The organism is Fictibacillus norfolkensis (genome assembly GCF_014836645.1).
Classification (GTDB): Bacteria; Bacillota; Bacilli; order Bacillales; family Fictibacillaceae; genus Fictibacillus; species Fictibacillus norfolkensis.
The window spans coordinates 358,553-375,091 of the sequence record NZ_JACSQM010000004.1; the positions used below are offsets into that span (position 1 = coordinate 358,553).

Consider the following 16,539-nt stretch of genomic DNA (forward strand, 5'->3'; position numbering starts at 1 on the left):
TTTGATTCGGTCTGTTCTTATGTTTACTTACATTTAACTTAAAGATTTATCCGATACGGGTGATGAAAGTCTCATCAATGTAGAAGGTTGTCCGAATTTCATAGAATCATCTATGAAACTTTCTAGAGATTCTACAGAATGGGTGAGTACTTTAATGAGATAGTTATATTGTCCAGCTAAGCGGTGGCATTCAATCACATCAGGATGGTCTTTGCAGAATTCAACAAAAGGCTTACATTTTGTATTGTCGTACAGAATAAACGCCATAATCGGTTTATTCATTTTTTCAGGATTAATAATCGCCTTATAACCTTCAATAATTTGTTTATCCTCAAGCTTTTTAACACGTTCATGAACGGCAGGATTCGAAAGACCAATTTTCTTTCCTAATGCTGTTATTGAAATGCGAGCATCTTGCTGCAAATGTAAAAGAATTTCTTTATCAATCTCGTCCATATTTTACCCCTCGACTTTAAATATTCAGGTATAATTCATCTTTTTCCGAGAGTTATAATGAAAATCATTGGAAATAGCGTAATTATTCCATGTAAAAGCATTTCTGGAAAAAATATAATATATGTAGCGAGTAAATACAACTAAAAGGGGTTAAAAACGATATGTTAGAGATGAGAAAGAAATGTGAAAAATGTTCAGTTGAGCTTCAAGATCAGTCGGATGCATACATATGTGTTCATGAATGTACGTACTGCGAAACATGCACGTCTGAAATGAATCATGTTTGCATGAACTGTAATGGTGAATTAGTGAGACGTCCAAAAGCGGGAGCGCAAATTGTAAGTTGTCAATTAAGTTAATGATGCGAGTTTGAGTATCCCCGTAAGTAATTTATAAAAAAAAATGACTAGAATGGGTTTAATAGTTTACGAGTTTGGTAATAATACTAATAACAATAAACTCATTTTAGGAGGAACTAAAATGCTAACGACAACTGTAAACTTGACTGAATATGCTGGGAACAATGATTTTGACTTAAATGGTTACATATCTCAATTAATTTCTACACCTTCACAAAAGAAATAACGAATGGCAGCCTACAAGGCTGTTTTTTTTGTACGCTCTTTTTTAAAAGATTGTTGATTTTAACTCCTTTTCACCTTTGACATTTGATTGGAGTGGAAGGTGCGAGACTCCTACGGGACAGGCGGACAGCTGAGACACTTAAGAGTGAAACGTACGAATGTGGCTCAGCGTCTGCCCCGTGGAAAGCGAGCAGCCTGGAACGGAAATCAACACTTCCAAAAGCAACAAAGTATACGAAAACAGCCTTTTTGTATTACACAAAAAAATTCCATAAAACTGTTAGAGAAGACTCATTGGAAAGCCTTACCTCTTTAGGTAACATGAAAAAAAGTTAAGATATTAGGAGGTAAGATGAATCAGAGTACAAATTATAAGTAGCTTTTGGTATAAAAGTATATCATTTCTTTGTTCCTTTTATAGACACTGTGTGAAAACCCCTAGAGTCAGGACCTTTTACTAACGAAACATCCTTAAACCCAGTTTCCCTCATGAATGGCATTACTTGATTCTCTGAAACTTCCTTTACACCTTCCCACGTTTCATTATCCTTACCATTTGAAAAAGTAATAACGACCATTCCACCTGACATAAGAACTCTATAAATTTCTGAAACAATGGTATTAATTTCATTCCAAAAATAGATGGTTTGAATGCTGTACACCTTGTTGAACATCTTGTCAGGAAACGGAAGGTCTTTAAAATCCGCTTGAATCAGTTTAGTTCTCTCATTGTTCATTGTCTTTTTGTTTCGAGCCGTTGCCGACCTTATGGCGGTTGCAGAAAGATCGATACCGACAATTTCCTGCACAAGATATCTTTCAGAAATCATTTGTATCGCATAGCCTGCACCACAACCAAGTTCTAAGACACAATCTTGATCTTGCAGGTCTAATAAACCTATGGTCCATTCTGTTTCAGGTTTGTGTTGTCTGACCATCTTTTCTACAATATATGTACCAACCAACCCTTTTGGCGTTTGATAGTTCTGATCTATAAACTCTTTAATTGAATGAAGGATTTTCATAATTTTCTCCTTTAACATAAAAGCTTGTACTCTTACTTATTCGCCTTATTCGAAATATTACCCTTTAAAAGGAGGTTGAGAAATAGGTAAGTCTAACAAAGTACATTAAAGTTAAAGATTGGATAACGAAAAACTCTAATGAATGATTTAGAAAATGAGGAGAGGTATTAGTATGACAGAAATCGTACAACTTTTTTTGGAAACAGAAATTTCCGATCAAGACTATTATGATGGGATTATGTCTTTTATACTTTCTAGTAATATTAGACGTGGTGAGTATGAATGCAACCAGTTTATCGTTAAGAAAATGGATTTACGTAACTTTCTGGTATTTGAAGAATTTGAGATTAACAAAAAGCGAGAAATTCATAATGCATTTTCCATATCAAAACATACATTCACAAAAACGATAAATGAATATGCTAAGACGCAAGGCATTATTTGTGAAAATATTTTTTAAATTTCACAAGATGTAATATTTAATGTCCATCCACCACTAATGACTCCAGCATCAACGCCTATAAAATCTTGTACGTATAAGCTCCACAATCCATTTGCTATTGTATCATTATAGGCAGAGAGTTGAGTCCCATAAGGAGGAGTTGGAGCAGGTGAACTGTAAGTGCGAGCACAAAAAACACTTGGCTGGTAGGTACCTGACACAATTGTTGTAGGAACTTGTTCTGGGGCACTATCATCAAAAGTGATAGTTACATTTACAGCTATACCTCCACCACCTGCACAACTCATAAGTTCAACTGTTTGTCCTTGAGGTCCTACCAACAAAAAGCCAACGTCTCTTGGGAATGTATGGCTAAAATCACTTATCGTTACAGTTGCTTTAATAATACGACCTGTTAATCCCATTACATTGATTTGTGAGGGATATGGAACTCCTGTTGATAGATCGGGGATTGTAATAGCATTGGAATTTATAAAAGTTGTTGTTCTTTCAACACACAAAAAAAGAATTCTAATTGAACATATACAATTACAATCAAGTAGTATAGGTGAACCATTAAGTAAGCCGATCAAACAGTGACCATTAAATCTAACAAATGAAATTCGAAGGGGCAAAGAAGCTCCGTTTAGTAAAACTAAAATAGATGTACCTGAACGTAAACAACGAAAACTATTGCATACACAATTTATTGTAATTACCTCCAATAAAATATGGTTAAGATATGATATGTTTTACGCTTAAATTTTGTGATGGATTGTCCCTTGTTTTGAGGGATTTGAAAGGATAGAGACAGTTGGAGAATAAAAAAGTTAAAATCATACCTTACATACCTGAATACGCAGAAAAAACCGTTAAAATGTGGCGCGATAGTAAATTTGAAGCCATAGGTGTAAATGAGATTCATAGTTTTGAAAGTCATATCTATTTTCTGAATAACATCTTAGTAAAAGATTTTATTGTAGAGTTAGCGCTCGTTAACGAAAAGGTTGCTGGAATGATCGCTTATGATCAATCAGAAATAAGCCAGCTGTATGTACATAATGAGTTTCAACAATTAGGAATTGGTAAAACATTGCTTCAACGAGCAAAGGAACACTCTACTGAAAGGCTAACTTTACACACATTTGAAGTGAACAAGAACGCACAACGTTTCTATGAAAAAAATGGGTTTACGGTTATTGGAAGAGGACATGAGAATGAAGAAAATTTGCCTGATCTTCTATACGAGTGGAAAGCAAAAGAATAATTGGTTCGGGAAGATGCATTTACATTTGGCCAACCGACTAACACAACCTATAAATCAAACAGAATTCTACTCACGGAGTGCACTTTTAAAAAATAGAAGTGCACTTTTCTTTATGATCAAATGGAAGAAGAAGGGATTCGAGATGTAGATTTAGAATTTAAGCATATACTCATGTCAAACTTATGAGGAGATTAGGGAATGTTCGATAAATTTAGTTTTGATACCATTTATGATGAACAGAATGAGATAACACCTCTAGTCGTGATGATGTGTGGCGTAGCCGGTTCCGGGAAAACTACTTTTTCACAACAGTTAGAGAAGAAGGGTTTTGTTCGTCTCTCAATTGATGAAGAAATATGGGCTACCCATGGTCGTTGGGGCATTGACTTTCCTATGGAAAAATTTGAGGAATACAGAAGAGAAGCAGAAAGTAAATTACGTCAGCTGCTCATTCAGTTAATACACGATAAACAACAAGTGGTCATCGATTTTAGCTTTTGGGATCGATCAAGAAGGATCGAATATAAAAAGCTTATTGAAGAAGCTGGAGGTAAATGGATGTTAATCTATTTAAAGGTTCAGCCGGAAGAATTACGAAAGCGCCTAAAGTTGCGAAACAAACGCTTTGATGCGAATTCTTTTCCGATTTCCGAGGAACGATTGGCTTCTTATCTTGATGGTTTTGAAGTTCCAAAAGATGAAGGGGAAATCGTAGTTGAAAATTAATTCGAAGATTTGGAAGGGAAAGTTCCATGTTATCAACTTATTGTTATACCTATAAAACTAAAGGTGGAAGAAAAGTAACAATAAGGAAGGCTACCATACATGATGCTGAAATGATATTAATGGCTGCTCCAAAAGCATTGGTAGATGCTCCTTATATGCTAAGTACTGTGGAAGACATTGAAAAGTTAAGTCTTGAAGATATCAAAAGGGAGTTGAAGTATTACTCCACAAATCCGAATTATCTCAAACTCGTGGCTGAATATGAAAATGAGATTGCAGGTGTGATTGATTTTAAAAACGGAAACAAAGAGAAGGTTGCACATTAAGGTTCTTTTGCGATGACCGTGTTACCCCAATATCGAAATCTTGGTGTTGGAAGAGCGCTGATAGACTCACTGATTTCTTGGGCAAGAAACAATGAAACGATTGAAAAGGTTTGTCTAGAGGTCATGGAAGACAACCACGGAGCCATACACTTATATAAATCACTGGATTTTGTTATAGAAGGAAGAAAAACGAGAGCTGTAAAAATGGATGGACGATATCAAGATTTAATCCAGATGGCTTTATTTGTTTAATCACTGAAGAGTTTCCATACATCCATGGAGAATATCTTGATAGGTAAGAAAAGGTAGGTGATGAAGTTGGCATTTGTAATAGCCACAGGAATTTTAGTCGTTTTAGTATTTTTGGCAATAAGTCTTACTAAAGGTAAAACAACAAAAAGAAAACTCATCGTTTGGGGTTCTTTCATTATGGTGGGCTTTAATCCGTTTTTAACGTTTCTCATTTCTATTCCAGTTGGTCTAGCAGTCGGTGATGGGTTTGCTGCTGTGGGTATGATGATGCTATTATTACCTGTTTTCTTTGTCATTGGATTGATTACGTTGTTAGCAGGGATTTTTGCGACAAGTAGGGTAGGGGATGCATAAGACCATTACGGAACATTGTATGTACTTCCTCTTATCTTAAGTTTGAAAGGAAGATTGAAAGTGAAGCTGCAAGGACCTATTACATTTACTTTAGTCATGCTTACAGGTACACTTCTAAAATTCTTTATTCCAGAGCATTGGACAGTCTGGCAAGGTGCCTTATTGGCTGGAGGAATAGTTGGAATCACTTTATGGGGCTTTATTAAAATTGGATTAGCCAAGAAAACAATATCCACTTGGTTGGGTGTTTCCTTAATGATTGCAGCTTTTTTTACTTCAGTCTATCTTGCGAATCTTTATGAAAAGGATTCAAATACACTTAATAAGAACAGCACTTTTGATGAACTGAATTAATAGATTTTGGCAGTGAGTGGAGGAAGAGTATGGAGTTATCATTACCAGAGAGTGTGAAGAAGTACTATTGGTATCTGTTCCCAATAACCATGATCTTGATGACATTAAATGCAGCTTTTTATGGAAATGAACTTCAATACTTTGGATATTATGAGCTTGAAGACTTAGGTCGCATCATTTTTATATTATTAATTAAGGCATTCGAAAGTGCTCTCATTACAATATTGTTAATATGGTTATATACTAAAATGAAATCAGGATATAAAAATCCTTAAGAAATTTCGAGGTAATAATGAGCGAAATCAAAGAAATCTGGCAACCACTCTCGGTTGATGAAGTACAAGGAATATTCAGCCCGATGCCTATCCAATGGTGGATTGCTGGTGGCTGGGCATTGGATTTGTATCTAGATAGAATAACCCGAGAACATGATGATATCGATGTTGTCATTTTGAGATCTCAACACCTACTTTTACAGAAATATTTATTCAGTGACTGGGAAGGGTATAAAGCATTCAAAGGAAAATTAACGCCGTGGAACAAGAACGAAAAGCTAGAAACTCATTTTGATAATTTATGGTTTAAGAAAAAGGGAAAGTCTAGTTGGGCTTTTCAAGTTATGATCATAGATTGTGAGGATGATTATTGGATTTACAAACGAAATGGTACAATAAGAAGAAAGCTAACGGATTTTGAATTGACAACTTCTGAGGGAGTTTCGTACATAAGACCTGAAATTCAGCTTTTATATAAGGGTGGAAGTTCGTGGATTAGGGAAAAAGATAATCTGGATTTAGAGAATGTCTTGCCAACGTTGGATGATGTAAGTAGAGAATGGTTAAGAGATTCATTGACCATTCAGTACCCTAACGGACATCCATGGATTGAACGAATAAATGCGTGCATAGATAGCTCGCATAATAGGAAACTAAAGTAAGGGTGGTGTATCGCTCCCCTTATTTTCTTTGTTCTAGTAGTAAAATTTATCAGTAAATAGGTGAAGTCTTATGAGTAAAATCGTCATTTTAGCAGAAAAACCATCACAAGCTAAGGCTTATTCAGATGCCTTTTCTATAAAAAAGAAAGATAAAACATTCATTGAATTAAACTCATGCAGCATATTTCCAAATGGCGCAGTGATAACATGGGGCATCGGTCATTTGGTCGAGCTGAAGCAACCAAAAGAATATAAGTCTGAGTGGGGAACATGGCGTTTGTCTTCTTTACCGATCTTACCTGAACGTTATGAATTCAAGGTCGCAACGGGTAAGTATGAACAGTTTAATGCGGTAAAACGCTTATTTAAAGAAGCGGACATCATCATTAACGGATGTGATGTGGATCGTGAAGGTTCAAACATCTTTTATTCGATCTACCATATGACAGGTGTGAGAGGCAAAACCATTAAACGACTGTGGATAAACTCTCTAGAAGTCGATGAGGTTCGTAAAGGATTTTCTAATCTTCATGATAACGAGAAAGATCTATTGCTTTATGCTGAAGCCAAAACACGTCAAATCTCTGATTGGCTCGTTGGAATGAACGGAAGTCGCCTTTATACGTTACTGTTACAGCAAAAGGGACTTACGGATAGCTTGAGCATTGGCAGGGTGCAGTCGCCAACAACATACTTGATCTATCAAAGGCACCTCGAGATCGAGAATTTTGTGGCTAAACCTTTTTATGAAATTGAAGGGAACTTTACGGCCGCAAACGGAAAGTATAAAGGAAAAGCAAAAATAAAAAGTGAGAAACAAGAAGAAGTTCTACAGCTTCTAGACAAGCACAACATTACTGGAAAAGATACGGGCATCATTAAAGCCGTTTCGAAAAAGGAAATGCGAATCAAATCACCTAAGTTACACTCGCTCTCGACGTTGCAGGCAACAGCGAACAGAAGATGGAAATACAGTCCGAAGAAGGTTTTGGATACGGTTCAGAAATTGTACGATAAGAAAATCTTATCGTATCCAAGGACAGACACTCAATACATTACCGAAAATGAGTTTGCGTATCTATCGGCGAACCTTGATTCGTATCAAGGTCTTATAGAGAATCGTTTTGCTGCAGCTTCTAAACGGCCTAGTAAAAGATATGTAGACGGATCAAAGGTTCAAGAACACTATGCGATCATCCCAACAAAAAATGTTCCAACACAAGCAAAAATTCAAGGATTATCGATAGAAGAAAAGAACATTTACTTTGAAGTCTTGAATACGACACTTGCTATGTTTCATCATGACTATGTGTACGAAGAGATAAAAGTAACAACGGATGTGAACGGTTTAGACTTTGAATCAGTAGGAAAAACAGAGATCAGCAAAGGATGGAAAGAACTGTTTAACTATGGATCAAAGGAAAAAGAAAACCCAACTGCTAAGAAAGATGAAAACGCAACACAAGCCCTTCCTAAACTTGATAAAGGGGAGGAAGTGAAAAGTATTGTCAAAATGAAAGAAGGAATGACCACCCCTCCAAAACCTTATACAGAAGGTCAACTCATTTCGATGATGAAAACGTGTGGTAAGTCCGTCGAGAATGAAGAAGAAATGGAAATATTGAAAGAAGTAGAAGGCTTAGGTACTGAAGCAACACGAAGTGGAATCATTGAAACCATTAAAAAGCATCAATACATTGAAGTGAAAAAGAACATTGTCCATATTACTGAAAAAGGAAAAATTCTATGTCAGTCCATAGAAGGCAATCTGCTTTCCAGTCCATCCATGACCGCTAAATGGGAAACCTATTTAAAGAAAATCGGAAACGGAAATGGGACTCCTCAAGCATTTTTAGGTAGTATCGCAAAGTTTCTCAATAAATTGATTGAAGAAGTACCTGGACAATTGAATGCTGCACCTATCCAGCAGAGCATTGATGGAGTTAAGGATGTGAGCCAGAAACCGATTGCTACTTGTCCACGGTGTAAAAAAGGAAAGATCAGCGTAAGTCGTTCTTATTATCGATGTTCGGAACATGCTAATGGCTGCAAACAAACTTTTCCAGGGAAATTACTCGGTAAGACGATTACGGAAAAACAGGTGAAGGATTTATGTACGAAAGGGAAAACAAGTCTCATAAAAGGCTTTAAGCCAAAAGCGAAAGAAAAGAAAAAGTTCAGTGCGATGCTTGTTCTAAAGGATGATTTAACGATTGGGTTTGAGTTTGCTAATAATCAGTTTGTGAAGAAATGATTAATTAAACATAAGGAGGTAAGAGGCGGCAAATGGATACAATGAAAACTATTATTACTTTTGTGATGCTCGTTCTTTCTTTTATCCTTTTGTATCTTACTAGAAAACACAAAAATAAGAAGAAAAGTGCATTTCTGATGATCGGCTTGCTTATTTCTGCTTTGCCACTTACTTATACACTTTATGATGATTACAAGAACGAATATATTGGAGCAAATATTGGTCTTGGTCTTGCTTTTCTTCTTACTTGGGTGATTACAGGTACTGTATTTATAGTAGCAATGATAAAGCTCATTCGTGCCCGCCGTTAGTTAGATGAGTCTTTCTACATTTGAGAGTTATCTATAATCATTTAACAAGCAGCTACAAAGGATCTTCAATCGAAGATGATAACAATCAATTATGTTAACTAAGAATGTAAAAAATATACATAAGAAAAAACCAGTTTTATAGACTGGTTTTTTTCTAGATGTAACACTTTATTAAATTCAGTTTTTAATACTTACATGTTCAATCATACGCTTCATTGACTGAATTTGCCCCATATGAGCAGCTTCATGCATTAATGTTAAACCTGCAAGTTCTGCAACAGTCTTACACCCCAAGAATGGTATATCCAAATCTTGATTTAGCTGTTCAGTTGGAATTTGCTTTAAACGAGATAATTGATCTTTCAACTGTAAAATAAGCTGATCCATAGCAGGTATATTTCCTGTCCAATCAGCTGGTTTTGTGCCATTTCCAAACAATTCCATATAATTCGTGGGAAGGTGAGTTGTTACATGAGGGAAACCAAACATAGTTTGTTCAGTAATTGTCAAAACGTGACCTGTATGCCAATGAATTGTGTTATTAAAACCATCTGGCTGTACATCAGTTTGTTCCTTAGAAACGGACTCTACAATATTAATGAAGTATTCTCTTGTCATCTCAAATTGTTTAAATACAAGTTGATCCATCTTTTTCTCCCCTCTCATTAACAAAAATCAACCATATTATACCAGTAAAAAACGGAATAAAATATAGGTAAAAATTCCCATAAAAAACGTTGTGTGAAATAGGCTGACAATTGAACAAGGATAAGCGCTCAAGTGTTTTGTGATAATAAAGTTTAAAGGCGTGCCATGATGTGAAAACATTATGGCACGCTAATCCTTTTAAAGGTGTTTTAAAAACAATGAAGAATACCCCTTATAGGTTACAAATTTTAGAATTGGGAGGGAATTCAATTGAAGCCTCATGCATTACAATTGTATGATTATCACGTTTGGGCAAATCAAAGAGTTTTTGAGCACTTAAAAGAACTGCCACAGGACATTTATCGCAGGGAGATTCAAAGTGTTTTCTCTTCCATTTCAGAAGTATTTGTGCATATTTACACTGCCGATACTATATGGTTGAATGTCATGTCAAGCAATAGTTTTGATAAAGCAGAAATGAGATCACAACTACGAGAGAAAACAAAAGGAAAAAGTGTTGAAGAGACGGAAACGATGTTTTTTAACTTATCTGAGCAATTTGAGGAATTTTTTGATCGCAAAGGGAATCTTAATCAAGCAATTTTTCCAGAACATCCTCACTTTGATCGGTTGGAAACCAATCTTTTCGAATTGGTACAGCATGTTGTCAACCATGGAACCTATCATCGTGGGAATATAACAGCTATGTTGCGGCAATTAGGGTATCCTGGGGTTATGACTGATTATGTTGTTTATTTGTATGCAACGAATAGAAAAAAATAGCTTTTTACTAACTGCCGATAATCCTTACTTATATTAAATATACAGAAATAGAGTTATGCTTTTCTATTTCTGAAAATCAGTTAATTCCATAATAGGGCGAGATTGTAGAACAAAAAGTAAAAGGAGTGAAACATATTATAGATGACTAATATTTTTCACTTCTTTTTTTTTATGACTTTTTACGACTTAGGTCTTGAAAACGGTAGGCAGGAACGAACGGTTGTTTGTTCAATGCCAAGAAGGTTTGGGATGTAGTGAACCTGTCAACTCCTTAATTCCTTTCACTCCGTTTCAGTCAGACATTTACCTTACAAAAGAATGGAAGTGAAAATATGCAAAGGACTGTTCTGCTTGTTGAGGATGATAGAGATATTAGTGAATTGGTTAAAAATCACTTGGAACAGGAGAATTTTACGGTACTTACTGTATTTAATGGAGAGAAGGCATTGGCTCTACTTCAGAAAAATGAGGTGGATTTAATCTTACTTGATCTAATGCTCCCTAAGCTAAGTGGGATTGATTTTCTAAAGCAGGTAAGAACAACAAGTTTAATTCCTGTCTTGATCATTTCAGCAAAAGGGAGTGATATAGATAAAGCTTTAGGTCTTGGATTTGGTGCAGACGATTATATCAGCAAGCCTTTTTCTATGCTTGAACTGACCGCCAGGGTGCATGCCGCAATTCGAAGAGCAACACAATATCGTTCTTCAGAGAATGTATCTACTTCAACTATCCTTCATTTTATGGAGCTTTCTCTTGACTTAAACACCTTTTCGGCAATAGTTAAGGGGAAAACTGTGCAGCTTACATCAAAGGAATTTCATATTTTAAAACTATTTATGACTAATCAGAGCAGGGTGTTTACAAAGGAGCAAATTTATCATTTCATTTGGGAAGATGACTATTATGGAAATGAAAATGTAATTAACGTCCATATTAGAAGACTTCGGGGGAAAATAGAAGTGGATCCATCCAACCCACAATACATTCGAACGGTATGGGGCATCGGATATAAATTAGGTGAATAACATATGACTGTTTTATTGAGTTCAATTATAGTAGTTTCACTTATGATTATTGCTACGCAATCTTATTTCAGGAGAAAAATGAATAGGGACCTGATCGAAATACGGAATAAACTTTCCGATATTATTGAACAGGAGACTACTGAAAAAGTGTTAATACAAACAGATCAGAAAACCATTAAACTATTCCTCATTCAAATTAACCGTCTTTTAGATTACAATCAACAAGTAATTGCAGACTATGTAAAAACTAAAGATAGCTTAAGAAAACTGCTGTCTAACATGTCTCACGATTTGAAAACCCCATTAACCGTAATTTTAGGCTATGTTGAAAAATTAAATTTAGACAAAAGTATGAGTGTGGAAGAACGGTACCAGGTTACTTCCCGTCTTCATCAGAAAACGCTAAGTGTAATAGCACTGCTCAATCAATTTTTTGATCTTGTTAAACTTGATTCTGGGGATTATTCTTACCCTTTAAGCAGGATTTCTATTAACGAAATTTGCAGGAAAAATGTGTTGGAATTTTATGATTTGTTGCAATCTGAAAATCTTCAGGTGGAAGTGAACATTCCGGAACAATATTATTACATTCTTGGTAATGAGGAGGCACTAAATCGAATCCTAAGCAATCTTATCTCAAATGCTATCCGTTATGGAGGTGATGGAGGAGTGTTTGGTCTAGATGTTCGGGAAAATGGGGATTCCATTGCAATTGAAATTTGGGATAAAGGGAAAGGAATCGTTAAGGTGGATCAAGATCAGGTGTTTGAACGGTTATATACTCTGGATGATGCGAGAAATCCAGAGTTTCAAGGAAGTGGGCTCGGATTAAGCATTACAAAACATTTAATAGAAACAATGAAAGGTTCCATCCATTTAAGTAGCAAACCTTATGAAAAAACGGTCTTTACGTGTATTTTCCAACGAATTACATATTAAATACTTATTCGCAAGAGGTGTTCAGTTAGAACAGCCTCTTTTTTGCTACTAACAAAACACGTAAGAAATTTGTAAGGATTGGGAAAGAAAAAAGATATTTTTGATGCTTATGATGAAAGTAGATGGAGGAAAGGAGATATCAGATTGAATAATATTGTGAAAACTACCGGGCTTACAAAAAATATTAAAGGAAAACAGCTGGTAACAAATATCAATCTTCATATTCATAAAGGAGAAATTTACGGTCTTCTCGGTCAAAATGGTGCAGGTAAAACAACTATTATGAAAATGCTCACTGGAATAACAAAGCCAACAAGTGGAGAGATAGAATTATTTGGCCAGAGATTTACGGACCGTTCAAAGTTTATTTTAAAGAGAGTCGGAAGTATTATTGAATACCCAATTTTTTTTGAGCATTTAACTGCAATAGAAAATTTGAAGCTCCATTGTGAATATTTAGGATATTATGATGATAAAGGAATAAAACAAGCATTGGATATGGTTCATTTAAAAGGGATTGAGGATAAATATGTGAAGGAATTTTCCCTTGGGATGAAGCAGCGACTTGGGATAGCTAGAGCTATTATTACAAAGCCTGAACTGATTATTTTAGATGAGCCTACAAATGGTCTAGATCCTATTGGGATAAAAGATACCAGGGATTTAATCTTAATGCTTAATAAGGAATACGGAATAACCTTTATTCTATCTAGCCATATTTTAAAAGAAATGGAACAGGTTGTAGACAGGATCGGTGTCATTGATAATGGAAAGTTGTTAAATGAAGTTACATTAGAAGATATTCGAAAGCAACGAACAGATTACATCGAACTATTGACAACAGATGTGCAAAAAACTCTTTATTTACTTGAAAATGAACTTCATATTTCGAATATGAAAATCATTCAAGGGAATAGAATTCGGATATATGATCTGACTCATTCTCAAAGCGATATTTCCAAATTTTTAATCATTCATGAAATTGGCATTGAAGAAATCCAAAAACATACGAGCTCCTTGGAAGACTATTTTTATGAGCAAATTAATAGGGGTGGAACAATTGTTTAAATTAATGTTTTTAGAATGGAAAAAATTAAAACGTCATTCTGTTATTGGTGAAGTAATCATTTACTGGCTGATACTTATGTTTATGCCTATGTTTTTTATTAAAATGATAATGCCTGCTTTTGGCCAAAGCTATGCTTCAGCAATTGAACTTAATTTTTTTATACAATTGGGATTTATCTTGTTTGGAGGATCCCTTATCAATCAGGTTTTCATAGAAGAATATAAAAATAAAACAATCTCTCTTTCTTTCAGATACCCAATTAGCCGAAAGAAGTTGTTTATGGCGAAAGTGCTGTTTATCTCACTTTTTGTCTTTCTTGCTACGATGATTTCCTTTATATTAACAGGTTTGACAACGTATTTATTGGATCAGGTTTTTCCTATTATTAACGGTCAGCCAACTGATTCGGATATTTCCACCTATTTTAGTAGTATGATTATCGGTTCGCTTATTGTTCCTCTGATTGGTTTCATTCCGCTCTTTTTCTTTGCCATTTGGAAAAGAGAAACAGTACCAACCATTGTTTGCTCTATAGTAACTATGCAATTACCAAATTTCTCATCATTCACAAATTTTAAACCGGAGTTTGTCATAGCAGTACTATGCATATTAGGAGCACTTAGTATATACCTTTCCATTAAAACTGCGGAGAGTGTAGGGGAGATTTAGTTGTAGATACTCATGAGTATACAAACAAAATCTGTTTTTTGTAACAGTTTAGTGAGTACCTGTTTTATCCAAATATTCTATATTGTGTTGGTCTGGTCTCGATTAAATTGCTATTATTCACATTAAAATAAGGAGTGGAAATTATGACATTATCAATTGTACTTCAATTATTATTAAGTTTTATTTTTTTAATGACTGGTTTCGGAAAGATATTAGGAACTAAAATGCAAATCGAATCTTTTGAGCATCTTAAATTTAAAAAAGAGTTCCGGGTAGTAACAGGATTAGCGCAACTAGTTGGTGTAATAGGATTGATTATAGGTATTTGGTATCCGGGTCTTGCATCATTAAGCGGTATCTGGCTTGGAATTATTATGATAGGTGCAGCTGCAGCTCATATAAGGGTAAAAGATCCATTTAGCAAAGCTGTGCCTGCTGTTGTATTGTGCATAGTTGCTTTTTTTATCATGCAATTGAATATCTCCGAACTGACTAAATTGTTCTGAAATTCGTAGACAACCTGGCATTACAACTAGTTAGAAAGAACCAAGAATTTAATATAATTGATTGTTATCGACAGTTTTAAAAAACATTTTAAGGTGATATGAATTTTTTTTTTACAGATGAACTCCATTATCTGCAAACTATTTTTATAATGACATTTTACATTGTTTCACGTGCATAACCAATTTTTTATTTATTAATGGAAAATTTATAAGTTTTATTGAAAGGAAAATGAGCCGATGCAACTTAAACATCATAAAGATTTTGTTCGTTTTTGGATAGCCTCAACAACATCGGATTTTGGCACCTTTATTACCACTCTTGCTCTTCAAGTATTGGTGGTGGTTAATCTGCACGGAAGTGCTACCGATGTTGGTTGGATTAGTGCTTCTAGGTGGCTACCATATGTGCTGCTTGGATTGGTAGCGGGTGTTATTATTGATCGCACTCACCGTAAGTCTGTATTGGTAATGACAGATTTAGGCAGAGGTATTCTGCTCATAGTAATCTGCATAACGGCAGTATTTGGTGTAATCAACATCGGATGGATTATTGTCATCATGGTTATATTTGGTTGCATGTCACTATTCAATGATGCTGTCTACCAGTCCTTTGTGCCGCAAATAGTTCCGAGACGCTTGTTGACACAGGCAAATGCACGTTTACAACAAAGTGCTGCCGTCGCCGAAACGAGCGGTCCAGCAATCGCAGGTGGACTAATTGGATGGATTGGCGCTCCTTTCGCCACCCTAGTTGATGGAGTGTCTTATTTACTCTCGGGAATTGTGATGGCTTCAATAAAATATCACCCCATAGAGAGGGCATCAGCCGACCCAATCGGTGTACAAATTAAAGAAGGTTTGCGATGGGTGTACCGACACCAATACCTTCGCACACTAGCTTTGAATACTCACGTTTGGTTCCTCTTCCATAGCATGAGTATTACAGTGATAGTGACCTTCGCTATAACCGAACTCGGGTTCACGGCTTCAATCCTAGGGTTTGTATTCTCTGCCGCAGGTATTGGTGCTGTACTTGGAACATCGCTCTCCACTCGGGCAGGCCAGCGATGGGGCATTGGAGGAGTCATGACTTTTTCACGAGTTCTGTACATTCCTGCAATAATCCTGATTGTCCTAGCACCACCAGCAATCCAAGATAATCTGCAGACAAATGCACTTATAATGGTTGTGATTGGTCAATTCCTTTACGGTTTTGCCATGGGATTGGAAGGCCCACTAGAAATGGGATACCGTCAATCAGTGACTCCATCGCGTTTGCAAGGGCGTATGAATGCCACTATGCGATCAATTAATCGAAGTATGATCGTAATCGGGGCACCACTAGGCGGGGGAATAGCCGATGGATATGGTTATCGAATGGCTTTATGGATTTCCATAGTAGGACTAGCTATCTGCGGAGTTTGGTTTGGGCTTTCAAAAATGCGCAATGCCCAACTCGAAGATGACGACATAAAAGAAAACTACTAAACTTCATTTCGGGTGAATTCGTATTATAAGGTTAACCAGATTTTTAGACTGTACCCTATAGAGTAGACACTTGAAAAAGGTCTGCCCTATAGGGGTATTTTTATGTAGACTAATAAAAATG

General features: G+C 35.7%; 21 protein-coding genes and 1 pseudogene. 18 read left to right on the plus strand and 4 right to left on the minus strand.

Going from position 1 to position 16,539, the window contains the following annotated elements:
• Nucleotides 1–33: 33 nt before the first annotated feature.
• Nucleotides 34–456 carry an Lrp/AsnC family transcriptional regulator gene (locus tag H9648_RS12050; RefSeq protein ID WP_191754042.1) on the minus strand — a complete coding sequence of 141 codons (423 nt, stop codon included), beginning with the start codon at nucleotides 454–456 and terminating at the stop codon, nucleotides 34–36.
• Nucleotides 457–626: 170 nt separating this feature from the next.
• Here H9648_RS12050 and H9648_RS12055 point away from each other — a divergent pair, with 170 nt between their 5' ends.
• Entirely contained in the window at nucleotides 627–815 is a 189-nt protein-coding gene (locus H9648_RS12055) for a DUF1272 domain-containing protein (protein ID WP_191754089.1), read from the plus strand.
• A gap of 623 nt (nucleotides 816–1,438) precedes the next feature.
• Here the strand turns inward: H9648_RS12055 and H9648_RS12060 are convergent.
• A complete protein-coding gene (locus tag H9648_RS12060) occupies nucleotides 1,439–2,083 on the minus strand; it encodes a class I SAM-dependent methyltransferase (protein WP_225218856.1) in 645 nt (214 codons plus the stop codon).
• Between the two features lie 154 nt (nucleotides 2,084–2,237).
• On the opposite strand from H9648_RS12060, the gene H9648_RS12065 reads away from it, so the two are divergent.
• On the plus strand, nucleotides 2,238–2,525 hold the full coding sequence (locus H9648_RS12065; RefSeq protein WP_191754044.1) for a hypothetical protein: 288 nt from the start codon (nucleotides 2,238–2,240) through the stop codon (nucleotides 2,523–2,525).
• On the opposite strand, the gene H9648_RS12070 is transcribed toward H9648_RS12065, so the two are convergent.
• Entirely contained in the window at nucleotides 2,522–3,100 is a 579-nt protein-coding gene (locus tag H9648_RS12070; protein WP_191754045.1) for a hypothetical protein, read from the minus strand. The two genes, H9648_RS12065 and H9648_RS12070, sit on opposite strands and share 4 nt — an antisense overlap.
• Before the next feature lie 221 nt (nucleotides 3,101–3,321).
• On the opposite strand from H9648_RS12070, the gene H9648_RS12075 reads away from it, so the two are divergent.
• The 9 genes and pseudogenes from H9648_RS12075 to H9648_RS12115 all read left to right on the plus strand — a co-directional run bounded on the left by H9648_RS12075 (nucleotide 3,322) and on the right by H9648_RS12115 (nucleotide 9,288).
• Nucleotides 3,322–3,774, plus strand: coding sequence for a GNAT family N-acetyltransferase (locus H9648_RS12075; RefSeq protein WP_225218857.1), 453 nt, complete (start codon nucleotides 3,322–3,324; stop codon nucleotides 3,772–3,774).
• A gap of 198 nt (nucleotides 3,775–3,972) precedes the next feature.
• Nucleotides 3,973–4,500, plus strand: a complete 528-nt coding sequence (locus tag H9648_RS12080; RefSeq protein WP_191754046.1) for a P-loop nucleotide/nucleoside kinase family protein — start codon at nucleotides 3,973–3,975, stop codon at nucleotides 4,498–4,500.
• 113 nt (nucleotides 4,501–4,613) lie between these two features.
• Nucleotides 4,614–5,078, plus strand: a pseudogene (locus H9648_RS21000) (GNAT family N-acetyltransferase).
• Between the two features lie 66 nt (nucleotides 5,079–5,144).
• Nucleotides 5,145–5,432 (plus strand): hypothetical protein, encoded by a 288-nt coding sequence (locus H9648_RS12090; RefSeq protein WP_191754047.1) that lies wholly within the window; start codon nucleotides 5,145–5,147, stop codon nucleotides 5,430–5,432.
• 60 nt (nucleotides 5,433–5,492) lie between these two features.
• Nucleotides 5,493–5,786, plus strand: coding sequence for a hypothetical protein (locus H9648_RS12095; protein WP_191754048.1), 294 nt, complete (start codon nucleotides 5,493–5,495; stop codon nucleotides 5,784–5,786).
• Nucleotides 5,787–5,815: 29 nt separating this feature from the next.
• Complete coding sequence (locus H9648_RS12100) at nucleotides 5,816–6,061, plus strand: hypothetical protein (RefSeq protein WP_191754049.1); 246 nt, start codon at nucleotides 5,816–5,818, stop codon at nucleotides 6,059–6,061.
• Between the two features lie 17 nt (nucleotides 6,062–6,078).
• The gene (locus H9648_RS12105) at nucleotides 6,079–6,723 is read left to right on the plus strand and encodes a nucleotidyltransferase domain-containing protein (RefSeq protein WP_191754050.1); all 645 of its coding nucleotides are present in this window, start codon (nucleotides 6,079–6,081) and stop codon (nucleotides 6,721–6,723) included.
• A 70-nt stretch (nucleotides 6,724–6,793) separates the two neighbouring features.
• Nucleotides 6,794–8,977, plus strand: a complete 2,184-nt coding sequence (locus H9648_RS12110) for a type IA DNA topoisomerase (protein WP_191754051.1) — start codon at nucleotides 6,794–6,796, stop codon at nucleotides 8,975–8,977.
• A gap of 32 nt (nucleotides 8,978–9,009) precedes the next feature.
• Nucleotides 9,010–9,288: a hypothetical protein gene (locus tag H9648_RS12115; RefSeq protein WP_191754052.1), complete on the plus strand. Its 279-nt coding sequence runs from the start codon at nucleotides 9,010–9,012 to the stop codon at nucleotides 9,286–9,288.
• 177 nt (nucleotides 9,289–9,465) lie between these two features.
• Here the strand turns inward: H9648_RS12115 and H9648_RS12120 are convergent, their stop codons facing one another.
• A complete protein-coding gene (locus tag H9648_RS12120; RefSeq protein ID WP_191754053.1) occupies nucleotides 9,466–9,936 on the minus strand; it encodes a DinB family protein in 471 nt (156 codons plus the stop codon).
• 270 nt (nucleotides 9,937–10,206) lie between these two features.
• On the opposite strand from H9648_RS12120, the gene H9648_RS12125 reads away from it, so the two are divergent.
• The 7 genes from H9648_RS12125 (at nucleotide 10,207) to H9648_RS12155 (ending at nucleotide 16,418) form a co-directional block, all read left to right on the plus strand.
• Entirely contained in the window at nucleotides 10,207–10,719 is a 513-nt protein-coding gene (locus H9648_RS12125; RefSeq protein ID WP_191754054.1) for a DinB family protein, read from the plus strand.
• Between the two features lie 332 nt (nucleotides 10,720–11,051).
• Nucleotides 11,052–11,747 (plus strand): response regulator transcription factor, encoded by a 696-nt coding sequence (locus H9648_RS12130; RefSeq protein WP_318243520.1) that lies wholly within the window; start codon nucleotides 11,052–11,054, stop codon nucleotides 11,745–11,747.
• A 3-nt stretch (nucleotides 11,748–11,750) separates the two neighbouring features.
• Entirely contained in the window at nucleotides 11,751–12,686 is a 936-nt protein-coding gene (locus H9648_RS12135; RefSeq protein ID WP_191754055.1) for a sensor histidine kinase, read from the plus strand.
• 144 nt (nucleotides 12,687–12,830) lie between these two features.
• Nucleotides 12,831–13,754: an ABC transporter ATP-binding protein gene (locus H9648_RS12140; RefSeq protein WP_191754056.1), complete on the plus strand. Its 924-nt coding sequence runs from the start codon at nucleotides 12,831–12,833 to the stop codon at nucleotides 13,752–13,754.
• Nucleotides 13,738–14,424, plus strand: a complete 687-nt coding sequence (locus H9648_RS12145) for an ABC transporter permease (protein WP_318243523.1) — start codon at nucleotides 13,738–13,740, stop codon at nucleotides 14,422–14,424. The genes H9648_RS12140 and H9648_RS12145 overlap by 17 nt, the downstream gene beginning before the upstream one ends.
• Nucleotides 14,425–14,567: 143 nt before the next feature.
• Nucleotides 14,568–14,930, plus strand: a complete 363-nt coding sequence (locus H9648_RS12150; RefSeq protein ID WP_191754058.1) for a DoxX family protein — start codon at nucleotides 14,568–14,570, stop codon at nucleotides 14,928–14,930.
• Nucleotides 14,931–15,167: 237 nt separating this feature from the next.
• Nucleotides 15,168–16,418: an MFS transporter gene (locus tag H9648_RS12155; protein WP_191754059.1), complete on the plus strand. Its 1,251-nt coding sequence runs from the start codon at nucleotides 15,168–15,170 to the stop codon at nucleotides 16,416–16,418.
• Nucleotides 16,419–16,539 lie beyond the last annotated feature (121 nt).

What these genes read in the sequence shown, in the direction of transcription:
- H9648_RS12050 (WP_191754042.1), bottom strand. Translation starts at nt 456, where the DNA reads ATGGACGAGATTGATAAAGAAATTCTTTTACATTTGCAGCAAGATGCT.
- H9648_RS12055 (WP_191754089.1), top strand. Translation starts at nt 627, where the DNA reads ATGAGAAAGAAATGTGAAAAATGTTCAGTTGAGCTTCAAGATCAGTCG.
- H9648_RS12060 (WP_225218856.1), bottom strand. Translation starts at nt 2,083, where the DNA reads ATGTTAAAGGAGAAAATTATGAAAATCCTTCATTCAATTAAAGAGTTT.
- H9648_RS12065 (WP_191754044.1), top strand. Translation starts at nt 2,238, where the DNA reads ATGACAGAAATCGTACAACTTTTTTTGGAAACAGAAATTTCCGATCAA.
- H9648_RS12080 (WP_191754046.1), top strand. Translation starts at nt 3,973, where the DNA reads ATGTTCGATAAATTTAGTTTTGATACCATTTATGATGAACAGAATGAG.
- H9648_RS12100 (WP_191754049.1), top strand. Translation starts at nt 5,816, where the DNA reads ATGGAGTTATCATTACCAGAGAGTGTGAAGAAGTACTATTGGTATCTG.
- H9648_RS12105 (WP_191754050.1), top strand. Translation starts at nt 6,079, where the DNA reads ATGAGCGAAATCAAAGAAATCTGGCAACCACTCTCGGTTGATGAAGTA.
- H9648_RS12110 (WP_191754051.1), top strand. Translation starts at nt 6,794, where the DNA reads ATGAGTAAAATCGTCATTTTAGCAGAAAAACCATCACAAGCTAAGGCT.
- H9648_RS12115 (WP_191754052.1), top strand. Translation starts at nt 9,010, where the DNA reads ATGGATACAATGAAAACTATTATTACTTTTGTGATGCTCGTTCTTTCT.
- H9648_RS12120 (WP_191754053.1), bottom strand. Translation starts at nt 9,936, where the DNA reads ATGGATCAACTTGTATTTAAACAATTTGAGATGACAAGAGAATACTTC.
- H9648_RS12130 (WP_318243520.1), top strand. Translation starts at nt 11,052, where the DNA reads ATGCAAAGGACTGTTCTGCTTGTTGAGGATGATAGAGATATTAGTGAA.
- H9648_RS12135 (WP_191754055.1), top strand. Translation starts at nt 11,751, where the DNA reads ATGACTGTTTTATTGAGTTCAATTATAGTAGTTTCACTTATGATTATT.
- H9648_RS12150 (WP_191754058.1), top strand. Translation starts at nt 14,568, where the DNA reads ATGACATTATCAATTGTACTTCAATTATTATTAAGTTTTATTTTTTTA.
- H9648_RS12155 (WP_191754059.1), top strand. Translation starts at nt 15,168, where the DNA reads ATGCAACTTAAACATCATAAAGATTTTGTTCGTTTTTGGATAGCCTCA.